At 73.6% G+C, this 20,639-nt stretch carries 12 protein-coding genes; 5 read left to right on the top strand and 7 right to left on the bottom strand.

Annotation, left to right across the window (positions count from 1 at the left end; genetic code table 11):
• Positions 1 to 129 precede the first annotated feature (129 nt).
• The 4 genes from CXR04_RS23420 to CXR04_RS23405 all read left to right on the top strand — a co-directional run bounded on the left by CXR04_RS23420 (position 130) and on the right by CXR04_RS23405 (position 7,093).
• Positions 130 to 2,430: a bifunctional glycosyltransferase/CDP-glycerol:glycerophosphate glycerophosphotransferase gene (locus CXR04_RS23420; RefSeq protein WP_101424260.1), complete on the top strand. Its 2,301-nt coding sequence runs from the start codon at positions 130 to 132 to the stop codon at positions 2,428 to 2,430.
• Positions 2,431 to 2,596: 166 nt separating this feature from the next.
• A complete protein-coding gene (locus CXR04_RS23415; RefSeq protein ID WP_101424259.1) occupies positions 2,597 to 4,546 on the top strand; it encodes a stealth family protein in 1,950 nt (649 codons plus the stop codon).
• 7 nt (positions 4,547 to 4,553) lie between these two features.
• Positions 4,554 to 5,549, top strand: coding sequence for an FkbM family methyltransferase (locus CXR04_RS23410; RefSeq protein WP_101424258.1), 996 nt, complete (start codon positions 4,554 to 4,556; stop codon positions 5,547 to 5,549).
• The gene (locus CXR04_RS23405) at positions 5,546 to 7,093 is read left to right on the top strand and encodes a lipopolysaccharide biosynthesis protein (RefSeq protein ID WP_101424257.1); all 1,548 of its coding nucleotides are present in this window, start codon (positions 5,546 to 5,548) and stop codon (positions 7,091 to 7,093) included. The genes CXR04_RS23410 and CXR04_RS23405 overlap by 4 nt, the downstream gene beginning before the upstream one ends.
• A gap of 59 nt (positions 7,094 to 7,152) precedes the next feature.
• Here the strand turns inward: CXR04_RS23405 and CXR04_RS34960 are convergent, their stop codons facing one another.
• The 5 genes from CXR04_RS34960 to CXR04_RS23385 all read right to left on the bottom strand — a co-directional run bounded on the left by CXR04_RS34960 (position 7,153) and on the right by CXR04_RS23385 (position 15,725).
• A complete protein-coding gene (locus CXR04_RS34960; protein ID WP_159072380.1) occupies positions 7,153 to 7,329 on the bottom strand; it encodes a hypothetical protein in 177 nt (58 codons plus the stop codon).
• Complete coding sequence (locus CXR04_RS23400) at positions 7,326 to 8,885, bottom strand: stealth conserved region 3 domain-containing protein (protein WP_101424256.1); 1,560 nt, start codon at positions 8,883 to 8,885, stop codon at positions 7,326 to 7,328. The genes CXR04_RS34960 and CXR04_RS23400 overlap by 4 nt, the downstream gene beginning before the upstream one ends.
• 66 nt (positions 8,886 to 8,951) lie before the next feature.
• Positions 8,952 to 13,946 (bottom strand): NAD-glutamate dehydrogenase, encoded by a 4,995-nt coding sequence (locus CXR04_RS23395; protein WP_199850517.1) that lies wholly within the window; start codon positions 13,944 to 13,946, stop codon positions 8,952 to 8,954.
• Between the two features lie 538 nt (positions 13,947 to 14,484).
• Positions 14,485 to 15,138: an HAD family hydrolase gene (locus CXR04_RS23390; RefSeq protein WP_101424255.1), complete on the bottom strand. Its 654-nt coding sequence runs from the start codon at positions 15,136 to 15,138 to the stop codon at positions 14,485 to 14,487.
• A gap of 74 nt (positions 15,139 to 15,212) precedes the next feature.
• Positions 15,213 to 15,725 carry a DUF6912 family protein gene (locus CXR04_RS23385; protein ID WP_101424254.1) on the bottom strand — a complete coding sequence of 171 codons (513 nt, stop codon included), beginning with the start codon at positions 15,723 to 15,725 and terminating at the stop codon, positions 15,213 to 15,215.
• Between the two features lie 242 nt (positions 15,726 to 15,967).
• Here CXR04_RS23385 and CXR04_RS35315 point away from each other — a divergent pair, with 242 nt between their 5' ends.
• Positions 15,968 to 16,609 carry an Rv3235 family protein gene (locus CXR04_RS35315; protein WP_199850516.1) on the top strand — a complete coding sequence of 214 codons (642 nt, stop codon included), beginning with the start codon at positions 15,968 to 15,970 and terminating at the stop codon, positions 16,607 to 16,609.
• A 183-nt stretch (positions 16,610 to 16,792) separates the two neighbouring features.
• Here CXR04_RS35315 and CXR04_RS23375 read toward each other — a convergent pair whose 3' ends face one another.
• Both CXR04_RS23375 and secA read right to left on the bottom strand, forming a co-directional pair.
• Positions 16,793 to 17,464, bottom strand: a complete 672-nt coding sequence (locus CXR04_RS23375; protein ID WP_101424253.1) for a hypothetical protein — start codon at positions 17,462 to 17,464, stop codon at positions 16,793 to 16,795.
• Between the two features lie 223 nt (positions 17,465 to 17,687).
• Positions 17,688 to 20,531 carry a preprotein translocase subunit SecA gene (gene secA, locus CXR04_RS23370; protein WP_101424252.1) on the bottom strand — a complete coding sequence of 948 codons (2,844 nt, stop codon included), beginning with the start codon at positions 20,529 to 20,531 and terminating at the stop codon, positions 17,688 to 17,690.
• Positions 20,532 to 20,639: the final 108 nt, after the last annotated feature.

Here is a 20,639-nt window from a genome sequence, read left to right as displayed (position 1 = left end):
GGGTGGATCACCCGGGCGGCCGTACTGTCGTACGGCTGAGTGCGTGGGGCCGCCGTTACGGTGGCGGATACCAGAAATAAGGACATTCCGACCAGCGGACTGTCCTTCCGCCGCCGCCCGCCCAGGGATGTGTCCGTGCCCCGGTTCAGCGTCATCGTCCCCGCGTACAGGGTCCAGGCATATCTCGACGAGTGCCTGGAGTCCGTGCTCACGCAGTCCTTCACAGACGTGGAGGTCATCGCGGTCGACGACCGCTCCCCCGATTTCTGCGGCGAGATCATCGACGCCGCGGCGGCCCGCGACCCGCGGCTGACCGCCGTCCACCTGAGCGCCAACGTCGGCCTCGGCCGCGCCCGCAACGCCGGACTGGAGCGCGCCACCGGCGACTACGTCCTCTTTCTCGACGGCGACGACACCCTCGTCCCCGGCGCGCTCCAGGCCATCGCCGACCGGCTCGCCGCCACCGCCGCCCCCGACGTCCTCGTCTACGACTACGCGCGCGCCTACTGGGACGGCCGGCACGCCCGCAACGTCCGCGCCGACCTGCTCGCCGAGCGCGACCCGCAGGTCTTCCGGCTGGCGGAGCGGCCGGAGCTGCTGCGGCTGCTGATGGTGGTGTGGAACAAGGCGTACCGGCGGGACTTCGTCGCCGCGCAGGGCCTCAGCTTCCCGCCCGGCTACTACGAGGACACCCCGTGGACGTACCCCGCGCTGCTGTCGGCCGAGCGGATCGCGGTGCTGGACCGGGTGTGCGTGCACTACCGGCAGCGGCGGTCCGGCAACATCCTCGGCACGCCGGGGGAGCAGCACCTCGACGTCTTCGAGCAGTACGACCGGGTGTTCGCGTTCCTCGCCGCGCGGCGGCTGGAGCGGTGGCGGCCGGTGCTGTTCGTGCGGATGGTGGACCATCTGACGACGATCTTCAACAAGGGCGAGCGGGTGCCGCGGCACAAGCGGGCGGAGTTCTTCCGGCGGGCGCGGGCGCTGTACGTGCGGTATGGGGCTGCTGCGGGTGCGGAGGACGGCGTACGGGCCCGGGGTGACGCCGGCGGTGCGGTACGGGCCGGGCACGGGGTACGGGCCCGGACGCGGCATCTCCTCGTGCGGCTCGGCACCCGGCGCGCCTTCCAACTGCTCGGCGCCACCGGCCGGCTCCTCTCCCGTACCCGCGACCTCGCCGCCCGCGCCGTCCGGCGCGCCCGTGCCGGCTGCGGCCTGCTCTACTACCGCCTCCAGCTCCGCCTGCCCCTCGACCCGCACCTGGCGGTCTTCGCCGCGTACTGGTACCGGGGCTACTCCTGCAACCCCGCCGCCCTCGAAGCCAGGGCCCGCGAGCTGGTCCCGGGACTCGCCACCGCCTGGATCGCCCGCCCCGCGTACGCGCACACCGTGCCGCCGGGCGTACGGGTGCTGCGCCCCGGCTCGCGCGCCTGCCACCGCGCCCTGGCGCGCGCCACGTACCTCGTCAACAACGTCAACTTCCCGCAGGACGTGGTGAAGCGCCGCGGCCAGATCCACGTGCAGACCCACCACGGCACCCCGCTGAAGAAGATGGGCCTGGACCTCGCCGACCATCCCGCGGGCGCGGCGGGCATGGACTTCGCCGCGCTCATGACCCGCGTCGACCGCTGGGACTACAGCCTCTCCGCCAACCGCCACTCCACCCTGGCCTGGAGCCGCGCCTACCCGGCCGAGCACACCACCCTGGAGTACGGCTACCCGCGCAACGACGCCCTCGCCGGGCCGCCCCTCGCGCCCTCCGCGCGTGCCGGGTTGCGCGCCCGGCTCGGCATCCCCGAGGGCGCCACCGCCGTCCTCTACGCCCCCACCCACCGCGACTACCTGCCCGGCCACGTCCCCGCGCTCGACCTCGGCGCCCTCGCCCGCGCGCTGCGCGAACGCGGCGCGCACGTCGTGCTGCTGGCCCGCGCGCACTACTTCCACGACGCCGCGCCCGCCGGCGCCCCGCCCGCCGGCGTCCTCGACGTCACCGCGCACCCCTCGCTCACCGAGCTGTGCCTGGCCTCCGACGCGCTGCTCACGGACTACTCGTCCGTGATGTTCGACTACGCCCTGCTCGGCCGCCCCATCGTGATCCACGCCGCCGACTGGGAGGCGTACCGGCTCGCGCGCGGCACGTACTTCGACCTCACCGCGGAGCCGCCCGGCCGCGTCTGCCGCACCGCCGGCGAGATCGCCGACGCCTTCGCCACCGGCGCCCACGCCGCCCCCGCCGCCGCGGCGCAGCTCGCGGCGTTCCGGCGGCGGTTCTGCCCTTACGACGACGGGCACGCCGCGGAGCGCGTGGTGCGGCACGTGTTCCTGGGCGAGGCGGGGCGCCCGCCGGTGCCGGGGCCCGGGGGTGTGGCGCGGGGCGTTCCGGGGGTGCTGCCGCGGCCGGCGGGGAGTGCGGTGGTGCGCAGCGAATGACGGTGCGGCAGCGGGACGTACGGAGCCGGCGGCGCGAACACCCGCCGTACGAAGGGCGCGGCAGCCGGTCGTACGGACGACTCAGGCACGGACACCGCAGACACCCGGGCCGGACGCGCGCACACCCGACGCACGCACACCCGACGCACGGAAGCCGGAGGTACGGATGACACAGACCCGCAGCGAGCGACCCGCCGCCCCGCCGACGGCGCCCCCCGCCACCGGAGTCGGCCGCCCCCGCCCCGGTCCCGCGCGGAACGGCCCCTACCCCGCCTACGCCACGGACGCCAACGGCGCGAAGCCCGGGCAGCCGTGGCTCGTGGCCCGCTACCGGCGCGCGGTGCCGCGGCGCGTGCGCCGGCTCGTCGTCGCCGTCGCCGGCCCCGCCGCCCGGCACCGGGTGGAGCGCGCGCTCGGCGCCGTCTCCCGGCGGGTCCCCGAGCCGGGGCAGCGCTCGGTGCTGCGCGCCCTGCGCGCCACCGGCCAACTCGGCCGTCCCGACCGCCGGGTCGTCCACTACCGCGGCCAGACCCGGCTCGCCGTCGTGGTCGGCTCCCCCACGCCGCTGCACGCCCGCAACGAGAACCTGCGCCTGGTCACCGGCGCCCTCGACGCCGCCGGCGTCGAGCACTTCGCCGTCCGCGGCTACGGCAGCGTCTCCACCGCCGTCGCCGTCCCAGCCCCCGCCCGCGCCCGCGCCGTCGCCGCGCTCACCGCCCTGTGCGCCGCGCACCCCGGCTACGTCTGCCTCCCCGACCGCCGCAAGCGCCCCGAGCGCCGGGTGCGTCCCGCCGGGGACCCCGCCGCGTGGGACGCGCTCGCCGGGGCGGCCGTCGTCCGGTTCGCCTGCTACTACGCCGATCGCGGCGGGCACACCCTGCTCGGCGCCGGCTACGGCTGCGACGTGGAGTTCTGGGCGGAGGAACCGTACGAGGAGAGCGATCCCGGCGACCGGGCGCCGGGCGGCAGCCGGCTGGTGGCGCCGCGCTTCAACCGCGTCGTCGAGTCCGTACCGCACGACGGCACCCATGTCACCGCGCCCGGGCACCTCTTCACCCGCTTCGTGCTCCCCGGCTCCCTCGGCACCGTCCCCGACGTCCGCACCCGCCCCGAGATGACGGTCCCGCTCCCCGACGACCTCCCCTTCCCCGTCGACGCCGTCTACACCTGGGTCGACGGGGACGACCCCGCCTGGCGCCGCCGCCGCGCCGCCGCGGGCGGCGTCCCGTACCACGCCGAGGCCGCGAACGACGCCCGCTACCTCAACCGCGACGAGCTGCGCTACTCGCTCCGTTCACTGCATCTGTACGCCCCCTGGATCCGGCACGTCTACCTCGTCACCGACGACCAGGCCCCCGACTGGCTCGACACCGCCCACCCCCACCTCACGGTCGTCGACCACCGCGACATCTTCACCGACCCCGGCGTCCTGCCGACGTTCAACTCGCACGCCATCGAGAGCCAGTTGCACCACATCGACGGCCTGGCGGAACACTTCCTCTACTTCAACGACGACGTCTTCCTCGGCGCCCCGCTGCTGCCCGACCGGTTCTTCCTCCCCGGCGGCATCACCCGCTACTTCCCCTCCCGCGCGCTGCTGCCCTCCGGGCCGCCGGACGCGGGCGACGTGCCGGTGTCGGTCGCGGGAAAGAACAACAGGGCGCTGCTCCAGCAGAGGTTCGGCACGTACATCACGCAGAAGATGAAGCACACGCCGCACGCCCTGCGGCGCAGCACCCTCGCCGAGATCGAGGAGCGCTTCCCCGAACGGCACCGGCAGACCGCGGCGAGCCGCTTCCGCAGCGCGACGGACCTGAGCATCCCGTCCGCGTTCCACCACTACTACGCGGCGTTCACCGGCCGCGCGGTGCCCGGGCAGATCCCGTACGACTACTTCGACCTCGCCCACCCGGACCTCGCCGCCCGCCTCCAGCGGCTGCTGCGCCGCCGCGACCGGAACGTCTTCTGCCTCAACGACACGCTCTCCGGCGCGGGCGACCTGGACCGGCAGGTGGAGCTGGTCCGCCCCTTCCTCGACGCGTACTTCCCCGACCCCAGCCCGTTCGAGATCCCGTTCACGCGCTCGGGCCCCGGCCCGAGCCCGTTGGAGAGGTGAGCAGGTCATGCCCCTGGCCGTCCGCACCCCGGTGAACCCGGCCGCGCCGCCCGGCACCGGCGCGTACCCCCGCGCGCTGAACGTGCTCAGCCGCAAGGAGACCGCGGTCCAGCGCCAACTGCGCCGCGCGGGCCTCGCGGGGTACGAGCCGCTGACGCAGGCGACGCTGCTGACCGTCGCGCAGTACGCGCCCCCGCACGCGGCCGTGTACGACATCGGCGCGCACATCGGGCTGTACGCGGCCCTCGTCGACCTCGTCCACGGCGCCAAGCGGCTGCAGACCGTCGCCTTCGAGCCGACCCCGCGCACGGCGGAGCTGTGCCGTGGTCTGCGCGACGGCAACGGACTGGGCTTCGACGTGCGGCAGATGGCGCTGTCGGACCGCAGCCGCACGGCGGAGCTGTTCCTGTCGCTGAAGGCCGAGAGCTCCAACTCCCTCAACGCCGCGCACCGCGCGCACACGGAGTCGGTGCGGGTGCCGGTCGGCACGGTCGACGGCTTCGCGGAGCGGCACGGGCACGCGCCGTACCTCATCAAGATCGACGTCGAGACGCACGAGCCCGAAGTCCTCGCGGGCGCGGCCGGAGTGCTGCGCGAGCACCGCCCGTGGATCGTCTGCGAGGTCCTGCCGGGCACGGACGCGGCGGCGATGGGCGCGGCGCTGTCGCACCTGACGGAGCTGGGGTACGGACTGCACCTCATCCATCCGGAGACGCCGTGGCGCGCGCACGACGCGAAGAGCTACGCGCCGCACGTCCAGGGGCAGTGCCGCGACTGGCTGTTCGCGCCCGAGCCGCTGACGGACGAGTTCTACGCGGCGCAGCGCACGTGGCTGCGGGCGGTGCTGGCGTGCGGCAAGGAGGAGAATGTGCTGGTGCCGCCTGGCGAGCCGTTCCCGCGGGGGTGGAACGCGCCGCACGGTGCGCCGGGGGCGCCGCCCGGGCCGCGGCGGGGGCTGGAGGCGCGGCTGCCGCGGATGTGGCGGCAGGCGGTGGGACGGTGAGCGGGGACGCGACCCGTACGGTCCACGCGGAAGACGCCGCGGGCGGCTGGCGGTTGGGGGGTGCCGCCTTCGGGCTGCTGCTCCAGCTCTGCTGCGTCGCCTACGCCGCCCGCCACGTCTCCCCCGCCGCCCTCGGCGCGTACGCCGTGGCCCTCACCGCCGTCCACCTCCTCGCCCACCTCGCCGGCAGCGGCATCGCCGACTCCCTGCGCCGCCCGGGGCCGCCGGCCCGGCCCACCGCCCACGCCGCACTCCGGCTCGCCGCGATCACCGGGCTCACCGGCTTCGCCGTCGCCCAACTCGCCGCCCCACTGCCCGCGCTGCTCCTGCACACCCCCGATACCACCCCCCTCCTCCGCCTCCTCGCCTGCGCCTTCCTCTGCCGGCCCGCCGCCGAAGCCGCGCTCACCGCGCTCCGCCGCGCCGGCCGCCCCCGCGCCGCCGTACTGACGGACGCCGGCAGCCAGGCGGCCGGTGCCGCAACCGGCATCCTGCTGCTCGCCGGGGGCGTCAACCCCCTCGGCCTGGCCGCCGTGCTGCCGGTCTCGGCGGCGGTCACCCTCGGCGCCGCGGCGCTGCTCCTGTCCCGTACGCCGCTGCCGGACGGCCCTCCGGTGCAGGCCGCCTCGCTGATCCGCGTCTCCCGGTTCGCGGCCGGGTTCGGGCTGCTGCGGCTGGTCGCCGCGGGCGCGCCGCTGTGGGCGGTCTGCGGGCTGCTGGGTCCGGGCGCGGCGGGCGTGTACTCGCGCGCCTGGGTGCTGTGCGAGGTGCCGGTGACGGTGTACGGCCGGGTGGCGAACCGGGCGCCGGGCGGGCGCCGGGAGGCCGATCTTCACCCGCCGTCCCGTCCCGTACGCCGCGTAGACGTGCCCACCGCGCGCCTCGCCGTCACCGCCGCCTCCGCCGCCGGCTTCGCCGGGTTCGGCGCCGCCGCGGGGGCCGGGCCCGCCGCGCTCGCGCTGCTCCTCGGGCCCGGCTGGGAGTCCGCGACGGCGCTCGTGCCGTGGATCTGTGCCGCGGCGGCGCTGCAACTGGTCTACTCCGCGGGCTGCTCCCTCGACCTCGCCCGCGGCCGCCGCCGCGAACTCTTCGGTACGCACCTGGTCGTGCTCCTCGTCACCGCCGCCGCCCTCGCCCTCGTCCTCCCGTGGCGCGGCTCGGGCTCGGCCCTGCCGCTGCTGGCCTGCGCGGCGGCCGCCGGTCCTGCCGCGGGGCACGCGCTGCAGTTGGTGCGGTGGGGGCGGTGCGGGCTGGTGCGGGTACGGGAGGTGCTGCGGGCGCACGCGGTGCACGGCGGCATCGGGGCGGCGGCCGGGGCGCTGGCGGCGCTGGCCGGTTCGGCGGCGGCGGACCCGGGTCCCGCGCTGCTCTACGGTCTGCTGGCGCTCGCGCCCGTGGCCCTGCTGTGCGCGGGCCTGCACGAGCAGTTGCCGCTCTCCGCGGCGGTGTCCGGCCGCCGCCCGGGCCCGGCGGGTGCACCGCGGCCCCGGACGTCCACCAGGGCCCCGGCGCCCCGCGGCACGGCGGGTGCCCCGGTCCCGTAGCGCTGCCGTACGCACCGGGTCGGGGCGCGCGGTTCGTACGCGACGGGCCACCGCCCGCGTCAGCGCGGCGGCACGCTCGCGCGCGCCACCTCCAGCGGCAGCGCCCGGCCCCCCACCCGCAGCCACGGCCCCGACCGTCCCGCCCCGTCCGCCGGCAGCCGCACGCACACGTTCGGCGTCCGCCCGTCCAGCACCGTCAGGTGCTCGGCGTCCAGCCGGCCGGCCGCCGCCCTCACCCCGGCAGCTCGTACGCGCTCGGCACCGGGAAGTACGCCTCCAGGAACGCCCCCAGCAGCCCCGGCGCCCCCGTGCCCCTGGCCCGGATCACCGTCCGGTTCCGCGCCGCAAGCAGCCCCCGCAGCACGGCGTCCGCGCCGGGTGCCGCCAGGTCGACGTCCGCGTAGCGCAGCGTCGCGGCCGCCGCGCGGCCGGTGTGGGCGGCGTAGTGGCGGTACAGCGACGACGGGATCGCGAGGTCGTCGCGGCGCGGGTCGCGGTGGGCGGCGGTCGCCACGTGCCGGTCGCCGAACTCGCGCTCGATCTCGCACAGCACGCTGCGCCGCAGCGGGTGCGGGGCGTGCCGCAGCGGCTCCTGTACGGGCGAGACGAAGAACCGCGTGAGGCCGTTGGCGAGGAAGAACTGCTCGGGGACGGTCTCGGTGCCCAGGAAGAGGCGGTCGCCGAAGTACAGGAAGTGCTCGGCCAGGCCCTCGATGTGGTGCAGTTGGCTCTCGACGGCGCGCGGGTTGGACGTCGGCAGCACGGTCGGGTCGGCGAAGACCTCGCGGTGCCCGACGACCTTCAGCCCCGGGTGCGCGGTGTCCAGCCACGACGGCTCGCCGTCGTCGGTGAGCAGGTAGATGCGGCGGAGCCAGGGCGCGTAGGTGGCGAGGGAGCGCAGCGCGTAGCGCAGTTCGGGGTCGGTCCAGGTGAACACCGCATCGATCGCGTACGTGACGTCCTCGGGCAGCGGGTGCGCGAACTCCTCGCGGGTACGCAGCGTGAGCCGGCCGCAGCCCCAGGAGCCGCGGTCGGTCATCTTCACGGCGGTGGCACCGGCCGGGACGCTGTCGGCGACGCGGCCGGGGCGGGGCGCGAGCAGCCGGTCGCCGGTGGCGTCCTCGTGCCAGAACTCCACCTCGCAGCCGGAGTCGGCGCCGATGACGAGCCGCAGGCCGGGCTCGGTGCGGTACCAGGTGAGGCGCAGCACGTCGGCTTTCTCCAACTGCTGCCAGACGCCCGGCTCGTAGCCGGGCACGAGGCGCGGGTACGCACCGGCCGCGCCGCCCCCCGCCAGACCGGCCCCGTGCCCCGCACCAGACCCCGCGCCCGCACCCTCGCCCGCCACCACCGTCACGTACGCCGGCTGCACCCGGCACAGCCGGGCCAGCGCCCGGCACGCCCGGCGGCGCTGGTCCGCGGGCACGGCGACGACCGAGGGGCCGCACGCCCGGCCCCGTACCGCGAAGTGCGGGACGCCGGCGTTCCGCAGCGCCCGGGTGACCTTGAGCACCCCGACGCGGCGGGCCTGCACCGGGGAGAGCGTGCGCTGCAGATGCGCGATGCGCGGCCGGCCGTCGACGGTGATGACGACGTGGCCGGGGGCCTCGGTGGCGGCCTGCTCGCGGCGGGCCCTGATCGCGGCGCGGAGCCGGTCGGCGTGGTGCGGCGCGGTGAGGACGGCGAGGTGGCGGCGGACGGCGCGGGGAAGCGCGCGGCGGTACGCGGCGACGACGGACGCCGTGCCGGGGCCGACGCGCGGCGGTCGCTGGTCCGTGGCTGTCTGCCCCATGCGGGACAAACTACGTCATTCGCCCGCCCCGGACTTCGAGCAACGCCCCGCGCCGCCGCCCTCCTCCTACCGGTTCGTCCGCAGCAGCGTGCGCATCGTCCGCATCGCCACCGACAGGTTCGCCAGGTCGAACGACTCCGACCCCTGGATCTCCTCCAGCGTGCTGCGCGCCCGCCCGAGGATCGCGGTGTTCTTCGCCTCCCAGGTCTTGAACCGCAGCTCCGGCGTGATCGCCTCGCCCTCCGCCTCCGGCTCCGCGGACAGCACCGCGGCGGTGAGCAACGCGTGCGCCGCGTACAGGTCCTCGCGGATCGCCGCGCGGGCCATGGACTGCCACCTGTCTGCCCGCGGGAGTTCGACGATGCGGTCCATCAGGTTGCTGATGTGCAGCCGGTCACCGAGGTCGTAGTACACCTCCGCGACGTCCAGCGGCTCGTGCCCGGTGCGGTCGGCGACGGCCACGATGTCCATCGCCGGGAACGCCGCCGAGAACGTGGCCACCCGCTGCGCCAGCTCGGCCGGGACGCCGTTGTCGGTCAGCTCGTTCTGGTTGCGCTCGTACCACTCCAGGTCCGTGCCGCGCAGCAGCTTCGGCAGCGCCGCCCAGACCTGCCCGATGCGCTCGCTGAAGAAGTCGATCGTCTCGCCGAGTTGCAGCGGCTGCGGCCGGTTGTTGAGCAGCCAGCGGGTGGCGCGCTCGACCAGCCGGCGCGAGTGCAGCCGGATACGGGTCTGGATGTCGGCGGCGATGACGTTGTCGAGGGTCTCGACCTCGTCCCAGAAGTCGCCGAGGTGGAAGATCGCGCGGGCCGCGGTGTGCGCCCGTACGATCTCCTCGGTCGACGCGCCGGTCTCCTCCTTCAGCCGGTGCACGAACGTCGTACCGCCGGTGTTGACCGTGTCGTTGACCAGCACGGTGGTGACGATCTCGCGGCGCAGCGCGTGCGCGCGGATCTGGTCGGGGAAGCGCTCGCGCAGCGGCTGCGGGAAGTACGCGAACAGCAGCCGCTCCAGATACGGGTCGTCCGGCAGCACGGTGGCGACCAGGTCCTCCGCCGTGGTGATCTTCGTGTAGCCCAGCAGCACCGCCAGCTCGGGCTGGGTGAGGCCCAGGCCCGCGGTGAGGCGCTCGCGCACCTGCTTCTCGCCGGGCAGGAACTCCAGGTCCCGGTCGAGCGCGCCCTCCTTGCTGAGCTTGCGCATGTACCGGTGGTGGGCCTGGAGCAGGCTGGGGGCCTGCGCGACGGCGTTGGCCAGGGCGGTGTTCTGCGCGTAGTTGTTGCGCAGCACCAGCGCGGCGACCTCGTCGGTCATCTCCCCCAGCAGCTTGTTGCGCTGCTTGACGGTCATGTCGCCGTCGCCGATGACCTGGTTGAGCAGGATCTTGATGTTCACTTCGTGGTCGGACGTGTCCACACCCGCGCTGTTGTCGATCGCGTCGGTGTTGATCTTGCCGCCCTTGCCGCCGGGGCCGCCGAACCGCGCGAACTCGATCCGGCCGAGCTGCGTCAGCCCGAGGTTGCCGCCCTCGCCGACGATCCGCGCCCGTACGTCGATGCCGTCCACCCGGATCGCGTCGTTCGCCCGGTCGCCCGCGTCGGCCTGCGCCTCCGCCGAGGACTTCACGTACGTACCGATGCCGCCGTTCCACAGCAGGTCGACCGGCGCCTGGAGGATCGCCTTCATCAGCTCGGCGGGCGTCATCTTCGCGGCGCCGTCGCGGATGCCGAGTGCCCGGCGCATCTTCGCGTTCACCGGGATCGCCTTGGCCTTGCGGGAGAACACCCCGCCGCCCTCGGAGAGCTTGCGGCTGTCGTAGTCCTCCCAGGACGAGCGCGGCAGCTCGAAGAGCCGGCGGCGCTCGGCGTAGGAGACGGCCGGGTCCGGGTCGGGGTCGACGATGATGTGCCGGTGGTCGAACGCGGCAATCAGCCGGGTGTGCTCGCTGAGCAGCATCCCGTTGCCGAAGACGTCACCCGACATGTCGCCGATGCCGACGGCGGTGAAGTCCTCCGTCTGGCAGTCCACGCCCAGCTCGCGGAAGTGCCGCTTGACCGACTCCCAGGCGCCGCGGGCGGTGATGCCCATGCCCTTGTGGTCGTAGCCCGCGGAGCCGCCGGAGGCGAACGCGTCGCCGAGCCAGAAGTCGTACGAGACGGCGACCTCGTTGGCAATGTCGGAGAAGGTCGCGGTGCCCTTGTCGGCGGCGACGACCAGGTACGTGTCGTCCTCGTCGTGCCGGACGACGTTCTTGGGGTGCACGACCTCGCCGCCGACGAGGTTGTCGGTGATGTCGAGCATGCCGTAGATGAACGTCTTGTAGCAGGCGATGCCTTCGGCCAGCCAGGCGTCCCGGTCCGCCGACGGGTCCGGCAGCCGCTTGCCGACGAAGCCGCCCTTGGCGCCGGCCGGGACGATGACGGTGTTCTTCACCTCCTGCGCCTTCACCAGGCCCAGGACCTCGGTGCGGAAGTCCTCGCGCCGGTCGGACCAGCGCAGCCCGCCGCGCGCGACCTTGCCGAAGCGCAGGTGCACGCCCTCGACACGCGGTGAGTACACCCAGATCTCGTACTCCGGGCGCGGCTCTGGCAGTCCGGGGATGGCCTGCGGGTCGAGCTTCAGCGACAGGTACGAGTGCCAGGACTTCCCGTCGCCGTCGTGCTGGAAGTAGTTGGTCCGCAGCGTGGCCTGGATGGCGGTGAGGAACGAGCGCAGGATGCGGTCCTCGTCGAGCGAGGCCACCTGGTCCAGCGCGCCGTTCAGCTCCTCCAGGATGCCGTCCGTCAGCTCCCGCCCGGCGTGCTGCCGCTCCGGCGCCATGCGCGCCTCGAAGAGGGTCACCAGCAGCCGGGTGGTGTGCACGTTGGTACGGAGGGTGTCCTCCATGTACGCCGGGCTGAACTTCGAGCCGGCCTGGCGCAGATAGCGGGCGTACGCGCGCAGCACCATCGCCTGCCGCCACGTCAGCCCGGCGACGGGCACGAGGGAGTTGAGCCCGTCGTCCTCCGCCTCGCCGTTCCACACCGCGACGAACGTCTCCTGGAAGCGCTCGCGCGCGTCCTCGCCGACCTCCAGGCCGCCGCCGTTCTGCGACGGCGGGAACAGCAGCCCGAAGTCCGAGACCCACGCGTCGGTGACGCCGCCGCAGCGCAGCACGTACGGCCGCTCCTCGGTGACCTCGACGCCGAGGTTGTGCAGCACGGGCAGCACGCGGGTCAGCGAGAAGGGCGCGCCCGCCCCGTACACCTTCAGCCGGCGCTCGTTGGGCGCGGCGCCCACCGGCTCGTAGAGGCTGAGGGCGAACTTGGCGGTGCCGCCCCGCGAACTGAGCTTCTCGAAGTGCTGGAGGTCGGAGACGGCGGCGCGGGGCGCGAAGTCCTCCTTGTAGCCCTCGGGGAAGGCGCCGGCGTAACGGTGCCCCAACTCGGCGGCGCGCTCCTCGCCGAACTCGGCGACCAGCGCCTCGGTGAAGCCGTCGTTCCAGGAGCGGGAGGCGTCCGCGAGGCGGTTCTCGATGCGGTGGACGTCGGTCTCGGTCAGCTCGCGCAGCCCGGTGCCGGGGTCGACGCGGACGACGAAGTGCAGCCGGGACAGGACCGACTCGGTGTTCCAGGCGGTGAAGTCGACGGAGGTGCCGCCCAGCTCCTCCTTGAGGATGTCGACGAGCCGCAGCCGCACCGAGGTGGTGTAGCGGTCGCGCGGCAGGTAGACGAGCGCCGAATAGTAGCGCCCGTACTCCTCCTGCCGGAGGAACAGCCGCAGCCGGCGGCGCTCCTGCAGGTACAGCACGCTGATGACGATGGACTGCAGCTCCGCGACGGGGATCTGGAACAGCTCGTCGCGCGGGTACGTCTCCAGGATCTGCAGCAGGTCGCGGCCGTCGTGGCTGTTGGGCGTGAAGCCGGCCCGGCTGAGGACCTCGGCGACCTTGCGGCGGACGACGGGCACGCGGCGTACGGACTCGGTGTACGCGGCGGAGGAGAACAGGCCGAGGAAGCGCCGCTCGCCGACGACGTTGCCGTCGGCGTCGAACTTCTTCACGCCGACGTAGTCGAGGTAGGCCGGGCGGTGCACGGTGGCGCGGCTGTTGGCCTTGGTGAGCACCAGCATGCGGTGCTCGCGGGCCTTGGCGCGGACGTCGGCGGGCAGCCGGTGGAAGGACTCGGAGGCGGGCTGCGGCTTGCCGTCGTCCTTGGCGAACGCGGCGTGCGACGGGTCGGCGCGCAGAATGCCGAGGCCGGTGCCGGGGACGGCGGTCAGCTCCTCGCCGTCGCTGTTGACCGTCAGGCGGTACTCCCGGTAGCCCAGGAAGGTGAAGTGGTCGGCGGCGAGCCAGCGCAGCAGCTCCCTGGCCTCCTCGACCTCCTGCGTGGGCATGTCGTCCGGCAGCGGCTCCTCGTCGAGGTCGTCGGCGATGCGCAGGGCGGAGTCGCGCATCTTCTGCCAGTCCTCGACGGCCTCGCGGGCGTCGGACAGCACCCGCATCAGGTCGGCGGTGATCTGCTTGAGGTCCGCGCGGTCGGACTCGCGGTCGATCTCGACGTGGATCCAGGACTCGATCACGGCGTCGTGCGGCAGGTCTTCGAGGCCGCGGGCGTAGGGCGGCGAGGCGTTCGGGTCGCGGCCGGCGTCCAGGACCTCCAGCAGCTTGCCGGTGACGTCCCGGCGGACGACGATCTGCGGGTGGATCACCAGATGAATGCCGCGCCCCTGGCGAGACAGCTCATTGGTGACGGAGTCCACCAAAAACGGCATATCGTCCATTACTACTTCGACGACACTGTGGCTGGACGTCCAGCCGTTCTCCTCGACCGTGGGCGTGTGCACGCGCACGTTGGCGGTGCCCTGCGGGCGGTTCTGGGCCAGGCGGTAGTGGGAGAGCGCGGCGCCGAAGACGTCGACCGGGTCACGGCCGAGCAGATCCTCGGGCGCGGTATGCAGGTAATAGCGCTGGAGGTACGCGTCGAGGGTCTCGGGAGGCAATCCCCCCTCACCCGTCCCGTCCACCCGCGCCGCGCGCGCGAGCAGCTCGTTCTTGGCTTCAGCCAGCTTGATCTGCATGGTCCTCAGGCTCCTGTCGCGCGCCGTTGCGTGACGGTTCTTGTGGGCCGGGAGTGTTCCCCGGCCCTTGCTGACGAGCGGGCACGGCACCGCGGCCCGGATGCCTCCGGGCCCTGCGCGGCATCGTGCCGGAACGGGAAACTCATCGGTCCGCTTCCGGCCATCATCGGGCGGCGGCACCGGTTTCGCCGATCAGCCGTCCCCCGGTCGGGGTCCCCGGCGCCGACCGACGCCGGGAGGGGCGCGGTGGTGGCCCCGCGGGCCCCGCCTCCGTCGCCCCCATGAGATATCGGGCTGATCACGCCCACCAGGCTATCCCCTAGGGGCCAGTCGCCGTCCACGGCCGAATGTGTACAAACGCAGCCCCTGTTCTTTGACGATTCGCACAGCTTCTCCAGCCTGCGGAACGTCCTTCACCTGGACTAAAGCCTTCCGTATGGCCCTGTTGGGTCCGGTGTGCCGCGGGGTGGCGAACGTCACCATCGGCGCGTACGAGCGAGGGGTGGAGCCCGGTGCCGGACGGGCCGCCCGGGGCGCGTTACGCCGCCAGCTCGTCCGCCGCGGCGACCGCCTCCGCCAGGCTGTCCACGACCGGGACGCCCGCGGCCTCCAGGCTCGCGCGGCTGTGCGAACCGCCGGTGTAGAGCACGGCCCGTACCCCCGCGTGCCGCGCGGCCGTGGCGTCGTCCACCGCGTCCCCGATCACGACCGTACGGGCCGGGTCTATGCCCTGGAGCTCGCCGAGGTGGCGCACCATGTGCGTCGCCTTCCCGCTGTCGGACGGGCCGGTGCGGCCGTCGATCCGTACGAAGTGGTCCGCGATGCCGTGCGAACGCACCATCGGCAGCAGTTGCGCGTGCGGCGCGAGGGAGCACAGCGACTGCGTCTGGCCCGCGGCCCGCCGCTGCGCCAGCAGCTCCGCCGCGCCGTCGGCGAGGGCGGCCTCCTCGGCGCGCACCCAGTAGTGCCGGTGGAAGGTCTCGTCCATGATCTCCCACTCCTCGGCCGTCGGCAGCCGGCCCAGCAGCCGCTCGTAGAACCGCGGCACGGGGACGCAGTACAGCTCGCGATAGCGCTCCAGCGTGATGGGCGGCAGGCCCAGCTCGGTGAAGGAGGCGTTCGTCGCCTCTATCACCGCGTGGATGTCGTGGAAGAGAGTGCCGTTCCAGTCCCAGACGAGGTGTGTACGCACCCCAGAACGGTAACCGGCCGGTCTGACAACCGGGCCGGAGAGCCGCTCCGGCGGCGCCGGCGCGGCCCGGCGGCTCAGCCGACCAGGTTCTCGATCTCCTGTACGCCGTACCAGAGCAGCTCGTGGTCCTCCGCACCGTCGACCGTGAACCGTGCGTCGTCGTCCCCGGCGTCCGCGGCGCCCAGCGCGGCCACGGCCGCCGCGACGTCCGCCGCCGCGTCGTCCGCGTCCACGTGCACCGCCGCCGCCAGCTTCAGCGGCACGGCCGCCGCGACCCGTACCTCGCCGATCGCGGCCGGGTCCATCCCCCGATCGGGGTCGGCCGCCGCGGCGCCCTCGGGCAGCTCCACCGCGACCACGACCCGGCGCGGCGGGGCACCGGGGGCGGGGGCGATCGCCAGCAGCCGCAGCGACGCCTGGGCCGCGCGGGTGAGGGCCGCGTACTCCAGCTCTTCGAGGTTGTCCGAGACGTACCACTCGCGCAGCGCCGGGGTCACGGCGTAGGCAACCAGCGGCGCCGGGCCCAGCTCACCGGCCTCGTGCGCCCGCGCCAGGCCGGCCGGGGTCATGGGTACGTACACGCGCATGAGCGAACTATACGGCGGCGGTCCCCCGTCCGAGTGGGCCGGCCGGGCCCGCGGCGACGGCACCGTGTGCGAGGCCCGTCGCAGGCGTGACGGGCCGGCGGGCGGGCGCCGGAGCGGGTGCGTCACCTGGAGGGGTGAATTCTCCGGCGGCCGGACGAGGGGGCGGCGGGCGTTGCGGGGTGGTGAGGGTCGCCGGTAGACCTTCGTGCATCGCGAACCACACGCATCACGGGGGTGACAGCGTGACGACCACACGCACCCGGCCGGAAGGCGGGCCGGAGCGGAACGAGCCGGCCGCCGGCACGGGAACCGGGCACGAACGGGCCGGGGACGAACGGGCCGGGGACGCCGCGGCCGGCCGGCCACACGAACCGGCACAGGGGCCGCCGTACGACTCTCCGCACGGCGCGGCGTTCGGCGCGGCACACCGCCGGAGCCCCGCCCGCCGGCCACCGCGGGGGAAACCCCGGCGGCCCCGCGGCCGTACCGCCCCGCCGAACCGGCGCGACACCCGCCGCCCCGGCCGCCTGCCCGCGCGCCCCCCTGCGGGGGAACTGCGCCCGCACGAGTGGTTCGCCGAACGGCTGATGCTCGCGCTCAGCGGCCAGCGGCCGATGCACTGGCTCCTCGGCCACACCACCGGCCGCGCCTACGACCAACTCGCGGCGTTCGCCGACGACCTGCCCCTGCGCGACGGCCCCCGCCCGGAACTGCGGGCCTGCGGCTACTGCCGCCCCGCACCCGACGCCATCGAGGGCTTCGCCCGCATCGCCGTGGGCGACCGGCTCCGCGCCCTGGCCTTCCGCCTGGAACTGGGCCCCGACCACCGCTGGCGCTGCGCCGCCGTCGAAATGGCCCCCAGCCCGGAGCGCGACCGCGCATAAGGACGGCCGGTGGCCCCGCGGGTACGGGACGGGGCCGGCGCCCCGTCCCGTACCGGAGATCACCGCGCCCGATAGGCATCCGTGATCGTCTGCGAGACGGTGTTCCCGTCCTCGTCCACGGCCTTCGCCTTCAAGGACACGGAGCCGCCCGCCGCGGGGGTCGGAATCCTCACCATCCCGTCCTCAACGGCCAGTTCCGTCCACTGCGCGCCGCCGTCCGCGGAGGCCCACACCTCCAGCGACTTCAGGCCGGTCCCGGCCGCCGGCCCCAGCACCTCCACCGGCACCGCCGGGCCCGTCCGCCTCCCGGGTCAGCGCCCGCCACGCCGCGCCGGCTTCCGCATGGGGCGTGGTGACCGCCTCGGCGTTGATCGCCGGGAATCCGCGCCCGACCTCGGTGCCCTTCACCCCGTGCAACTCCGCACGCGCCGTGGGGCGCCTGCCCCGGTAGCCGACGATCAACTCGATGCCGTCGCGCTCGTGCCGTAGGTACTCCGGCCGGCTCCGCAACGTCACGTCGAAAAGCTGGCGGTCCACCGTGCCGTCCGCGATCAGCTTCTCCGCGTCCCTCATTACGACGTAGGTGTGGCCCTCCGACTCGTACGTGCGCATCGGCATCCCCTCCCGGCCCGGGCCGCGCTCGATCAGCACCCGGTCCCCGCGAACGGCCCGTACCCGGTCACCGGTGGGCAGCGTCACCCACCCGCTCGGGCCGCGTGTCACCTGCACCGGCTCCCCGGCCGCCGCCGAAGGCGGCGGCCGGGCTCCGGCCGGGCCGATCAGCCCTGCGGTCAGCGCTGCCGCCAGGGCCGCGGCGGTGGTGGCGCCACCCGCCCGTCTGGCCCTTCCCCGCATGAACCCTCCTCGGGACGAGAGGGGCAGGGCGCGCTGTCCGCGCCCGCCCCTCATCCCGTTGTTGGGCTTGCGGGCGGCGGGCGTTCGCGCCCGCGGCCGCGGGTACGGCCTGGGGCGTACGGGAGGGAGCCCTCCGCCGCGTACGACGACGGGGGACCCCGCATGACGACGGCGGGGCCGGTCCTTCCGGACCGGCCCCGCCGTGCGGTGACGTACTACGGCATCACTTCTTGCGCCGCTTGCCCTTCGAGCCGCCCTTCTGGGCCCGGCGGCGCTCCGCGCGGGTACGGCCGTCGCCCGGGCCGCCGGAGGTGGCGGCCTGGGCGCCGTCGGTGGCCAGTTCGCCCTCCTCGACGCCGCCCTCCGCCGTGGGGGCGGAGAAGTGCAGCCGGTCGGGGCGCTGCGGCTGGTCGAGGCCCTTGGCGAGGATCGCCGGGGCCGGGGCCGCGTCCTGCGGCGCGGCGTCGGCGGGCGCCGCGTCCTGCACCGGGACCTCCTCGACCTGCTGCTCGACCTGGACCTCCAGGTTGAACAGGTAGCCGACGGACTCCTCCTTGATGCCGTCCATCATGGCGTTGAACATGTCGAAGCCCTCGCGCTGGAACTCCACCAGCGGGTCCTTCTGCGCCATCGCGCGCAGTTGGATGCCCTCCTGGAGGTAGTCCATCTCGTAGAGGTGCTCACGCCACTTGCGGTCCAGCACCGACAGCACGACCCGGCGCTCCAGCTCGCGCATGATCTCCGGGCCGAGCTGCTCCTCACGCTTGTCGTACTGCGCGCGGACGTCCTCCTTGACCATGTCCTCGATGAACTCGGGCGTGATGCCCGCCCGGTCGCCCGCGGCCTCCTCCAGCTCCTCGACCGTCACGGAGACGGGGTAGAGCTGCTTGAAGGCCCGCCACAGCCGGTCGAGGTCCCACTCCTCGGCGAAGCCCTCGACGGTCTCGGCCTGGATGTAGGCGTCGATGGTGTCGTCCATGAAGTGACGTACCTGCTCGTGCAGGTCCTCGCCCTCCAGCACCCGCTTGCGCTCGCCGTAGATGACCTCGCGCTGGCGGTTCATGACCTCGTCGTACTTCAGGACGTTCTTGCGCGTCTCGAAGTTCTGCTGCTCGACCTGCGACTGGGCGGAGGCGATGGCGCGGGTGACCATCTTGTTCTCGATCGGCACGTCGTCCGGCACGTTGGCCATCGACATGACGCGCTCCACCAACTGCGCCTTGAAGAGCCGCATCAGGTCGTCGCCGAGGGAGAGGTAGAAGCGGGACTCGCCGGGGTCGCCCTGGCGGCCGGAGCGGCCGCGCAACTGGTTGTCGATACGCCGCGACTCGTGCCGCTCGGTGCCCAGCACGTACAGCCCGCCGAGGCCCTTGACCTCCTCGTACTCGGCCTTGACCGCCGTCTCCGCCTTCTTCAGCGCGTCCGGCAGCCCCGCCGCCCACTGCTCGGCGTGCTCAACCGGGTCCAGGCCCTGCTGGCGCAGGTCGGCCTCGGCGAGGTCGTCGGGGTTGCCGCCGAGCTTGATGTCGGTGCCGCGGCCGGCCATGTTCGTGGCGACGGTGATCGCGCCCCGGCGGCCGGCCTGGGCGACGATGATGGCCTCGCGGTCGTGCTGCTTGGCGTTGAGCACCTCGTGCTGCACGCCGCGCTTGCTGAGCTGCTGCGAGAGGTACTCGGACTTCTCCACCGAGGTCGTACCGACCAGCACCGGCTGGCCCTTCTTGTACTTCTCCTCGATGTCGTCGACGACGGCGTCGAACTTCGCCTCTTCGGTCCGGTAGATCAGGTCGGACTGGTCCATGCGCGCCAGCGGCCGGTTGGTGGGGATGGGCACCACGCCGAGCTTGTAGATCTGCTGGAACTCGGCGGCCTCGGTCATGGCCGTACCGGTCATGCCGGCCAGGCCGGGCTCTTCCTTGCCGTCGCGGTCGTGGCGCTTGTAGAGGCGGAAGAAGTTCTGCAGGGTGATCGTGGCGAGCGTCTGGTTCTCGTCCTTGATGTCGACGCCCTCTTTGGCCTCGATCGCCTGGTGCATGCCCTCGTTGTAGCGGCGTCCCGCGAGGATACGGCCCGTGTGCTCGTCGACGATCATGACTTCGCCGTTCATGACGACGTAGTCCTTGTCCTTCTTGAACAGCTCCTTGGCCTTGATGGCGTTGTTCAGATAGCCGACCAGGGGGGTGTTCACGGACTCGTAGAGGTTGTCGATGCCCAGGTAGTTCTCCACCTTGGCGACGCCCGCCTCATGGATGGCGACGGTCCGCTTCTTCTCGTCCACGTCGTAGTCGCCGGTCTCCTGCTTGCCCAGGCGCGGGTCGCCGGGCTCGCCCTTGGCCAGCCGGGTGACGAGCTTGGCGAAGTCGGCGTACCACTTGGTGGCCTGGTCGGCGGGGCCGGAGATGATCAGCGGCGTACGGGCCTCGTCGATGAGGATGGAGTCGACCTCGTCGACGATCGCGAAGTTGTGGCCGCGCTGCACCAGCTCGTCCTTCGACCACGCCATGTTGTCGCGGAGGTAGTCGAAGCCGAACTCGTTGTTCGTCCCGTAGGTGATGTCGCACTTGTACTGCTCGCGGCGCTGCGCCGGCGGCATGTTGGCGAGGATGCAGCCGACCGACAGGCCCAGGAAGCGGTGGACGCGGCCCATCCACTCGGAGTCGCGCTGGGCGAGGTAGTCGTTGACCGTGACGATGTGCACGCCCTTGCCGGAGATCGCGTTCAGATACGCGGGCAGGGTGCCGACCAGGGTCTTGCCCTCGCCGGTCTTCATCTCGGCCACGTAGCCCTCGTGCAGCGCCGCGCCGCCCATGATCTGGACGTCGTAGTGCCGCTCGCCGAGGATGCGGTGGGCCGCTTCGCGCACGGTGGCGAACGCCTCGGGCAGGATGTCGTCGAGGGACTCGCCGTCCTCGTAGCGCTGCTTGTATTCCTCGGTCAGTGCGCGCAGCTCGGCATCGGAGAGGTCGGTGAAGTCCTCTTCGATGGAGTTGACCTGGTCCGCAATGCGGTTGAGCTTGCGCAGGATCTTTCCTTCGCCTGCGCGCATGATCTTTCCGAAGACGGACACTTTGGGCTGGCTCCTTGCCGGTCGGGCCTGGCACGGTCGGGTGCGCTGGTGCGGCCCCTGTCCTCTGGGGCTCCTCTCGGGCCTCGCGGAGCCCACGGCCGCACCGGC

The organism is Streptomyces sp. CMB-StM0423 (genome assembly GCF_002847285.1).
GTDB lineage: Bacteria > Actinomycetota > Actinomycetes > Streptomycetales > Streptomycetaceae > Streptomyces.
This window is presented reverse-complemented; position numbering and strand designations above follow the sequence as displayed.

What these genes read in the sequence shown, in the direction of transcription:
- CXR04_RS23415 (WP_101424259.1), top strand. Translation starts at nt 2,597, where the DNA reads ATGACACAGACCCGCAGCGAGCGACCCGCCGCCCCGCCGACGGCGCCC.
- CXR04_RS23410 (WP_101424258.1), top strand. Translation starts at nt 4,554, where the DNA reads ATGCCCCTGGCCGTCCGCACCCCGGTGAACCCGGCCGCGCCGCCCGGC.
- CXR04_RS23400 (WP_101424256.1), bottom strand. Translation starts at nt 8,885, where the DNA reads ATGGGGCAGACAGCCACGGACCAGCGACCGCCGCGCGTCGGCCCCGGC.
- CXR04_RS23395 (WP_199850517.1), bottom strand. Translation starts at nt 13,946, where the DNA reads ATGCAGATCAAGCTGGCTGAAGCCAAGAACGAGCTGCTCGCGCGCGCG.
- CXR04_RS23385 (WP_101424254.1), bottom strand. Translation starts at nt 15,725, where the DNA reads ATGCGCGTGTACGTACCCATGACCCCGGCCGGCCTGGCGCGGGCGCAC.
- CXR04_RS23375 (WP_101424253.1), bottom strand. Translation starts at nt 17,464, where the DNA reads ATGCGGGGAAGGGCCAGACGGGCGGGTGGCGCCACCACCGCCGCGGCC.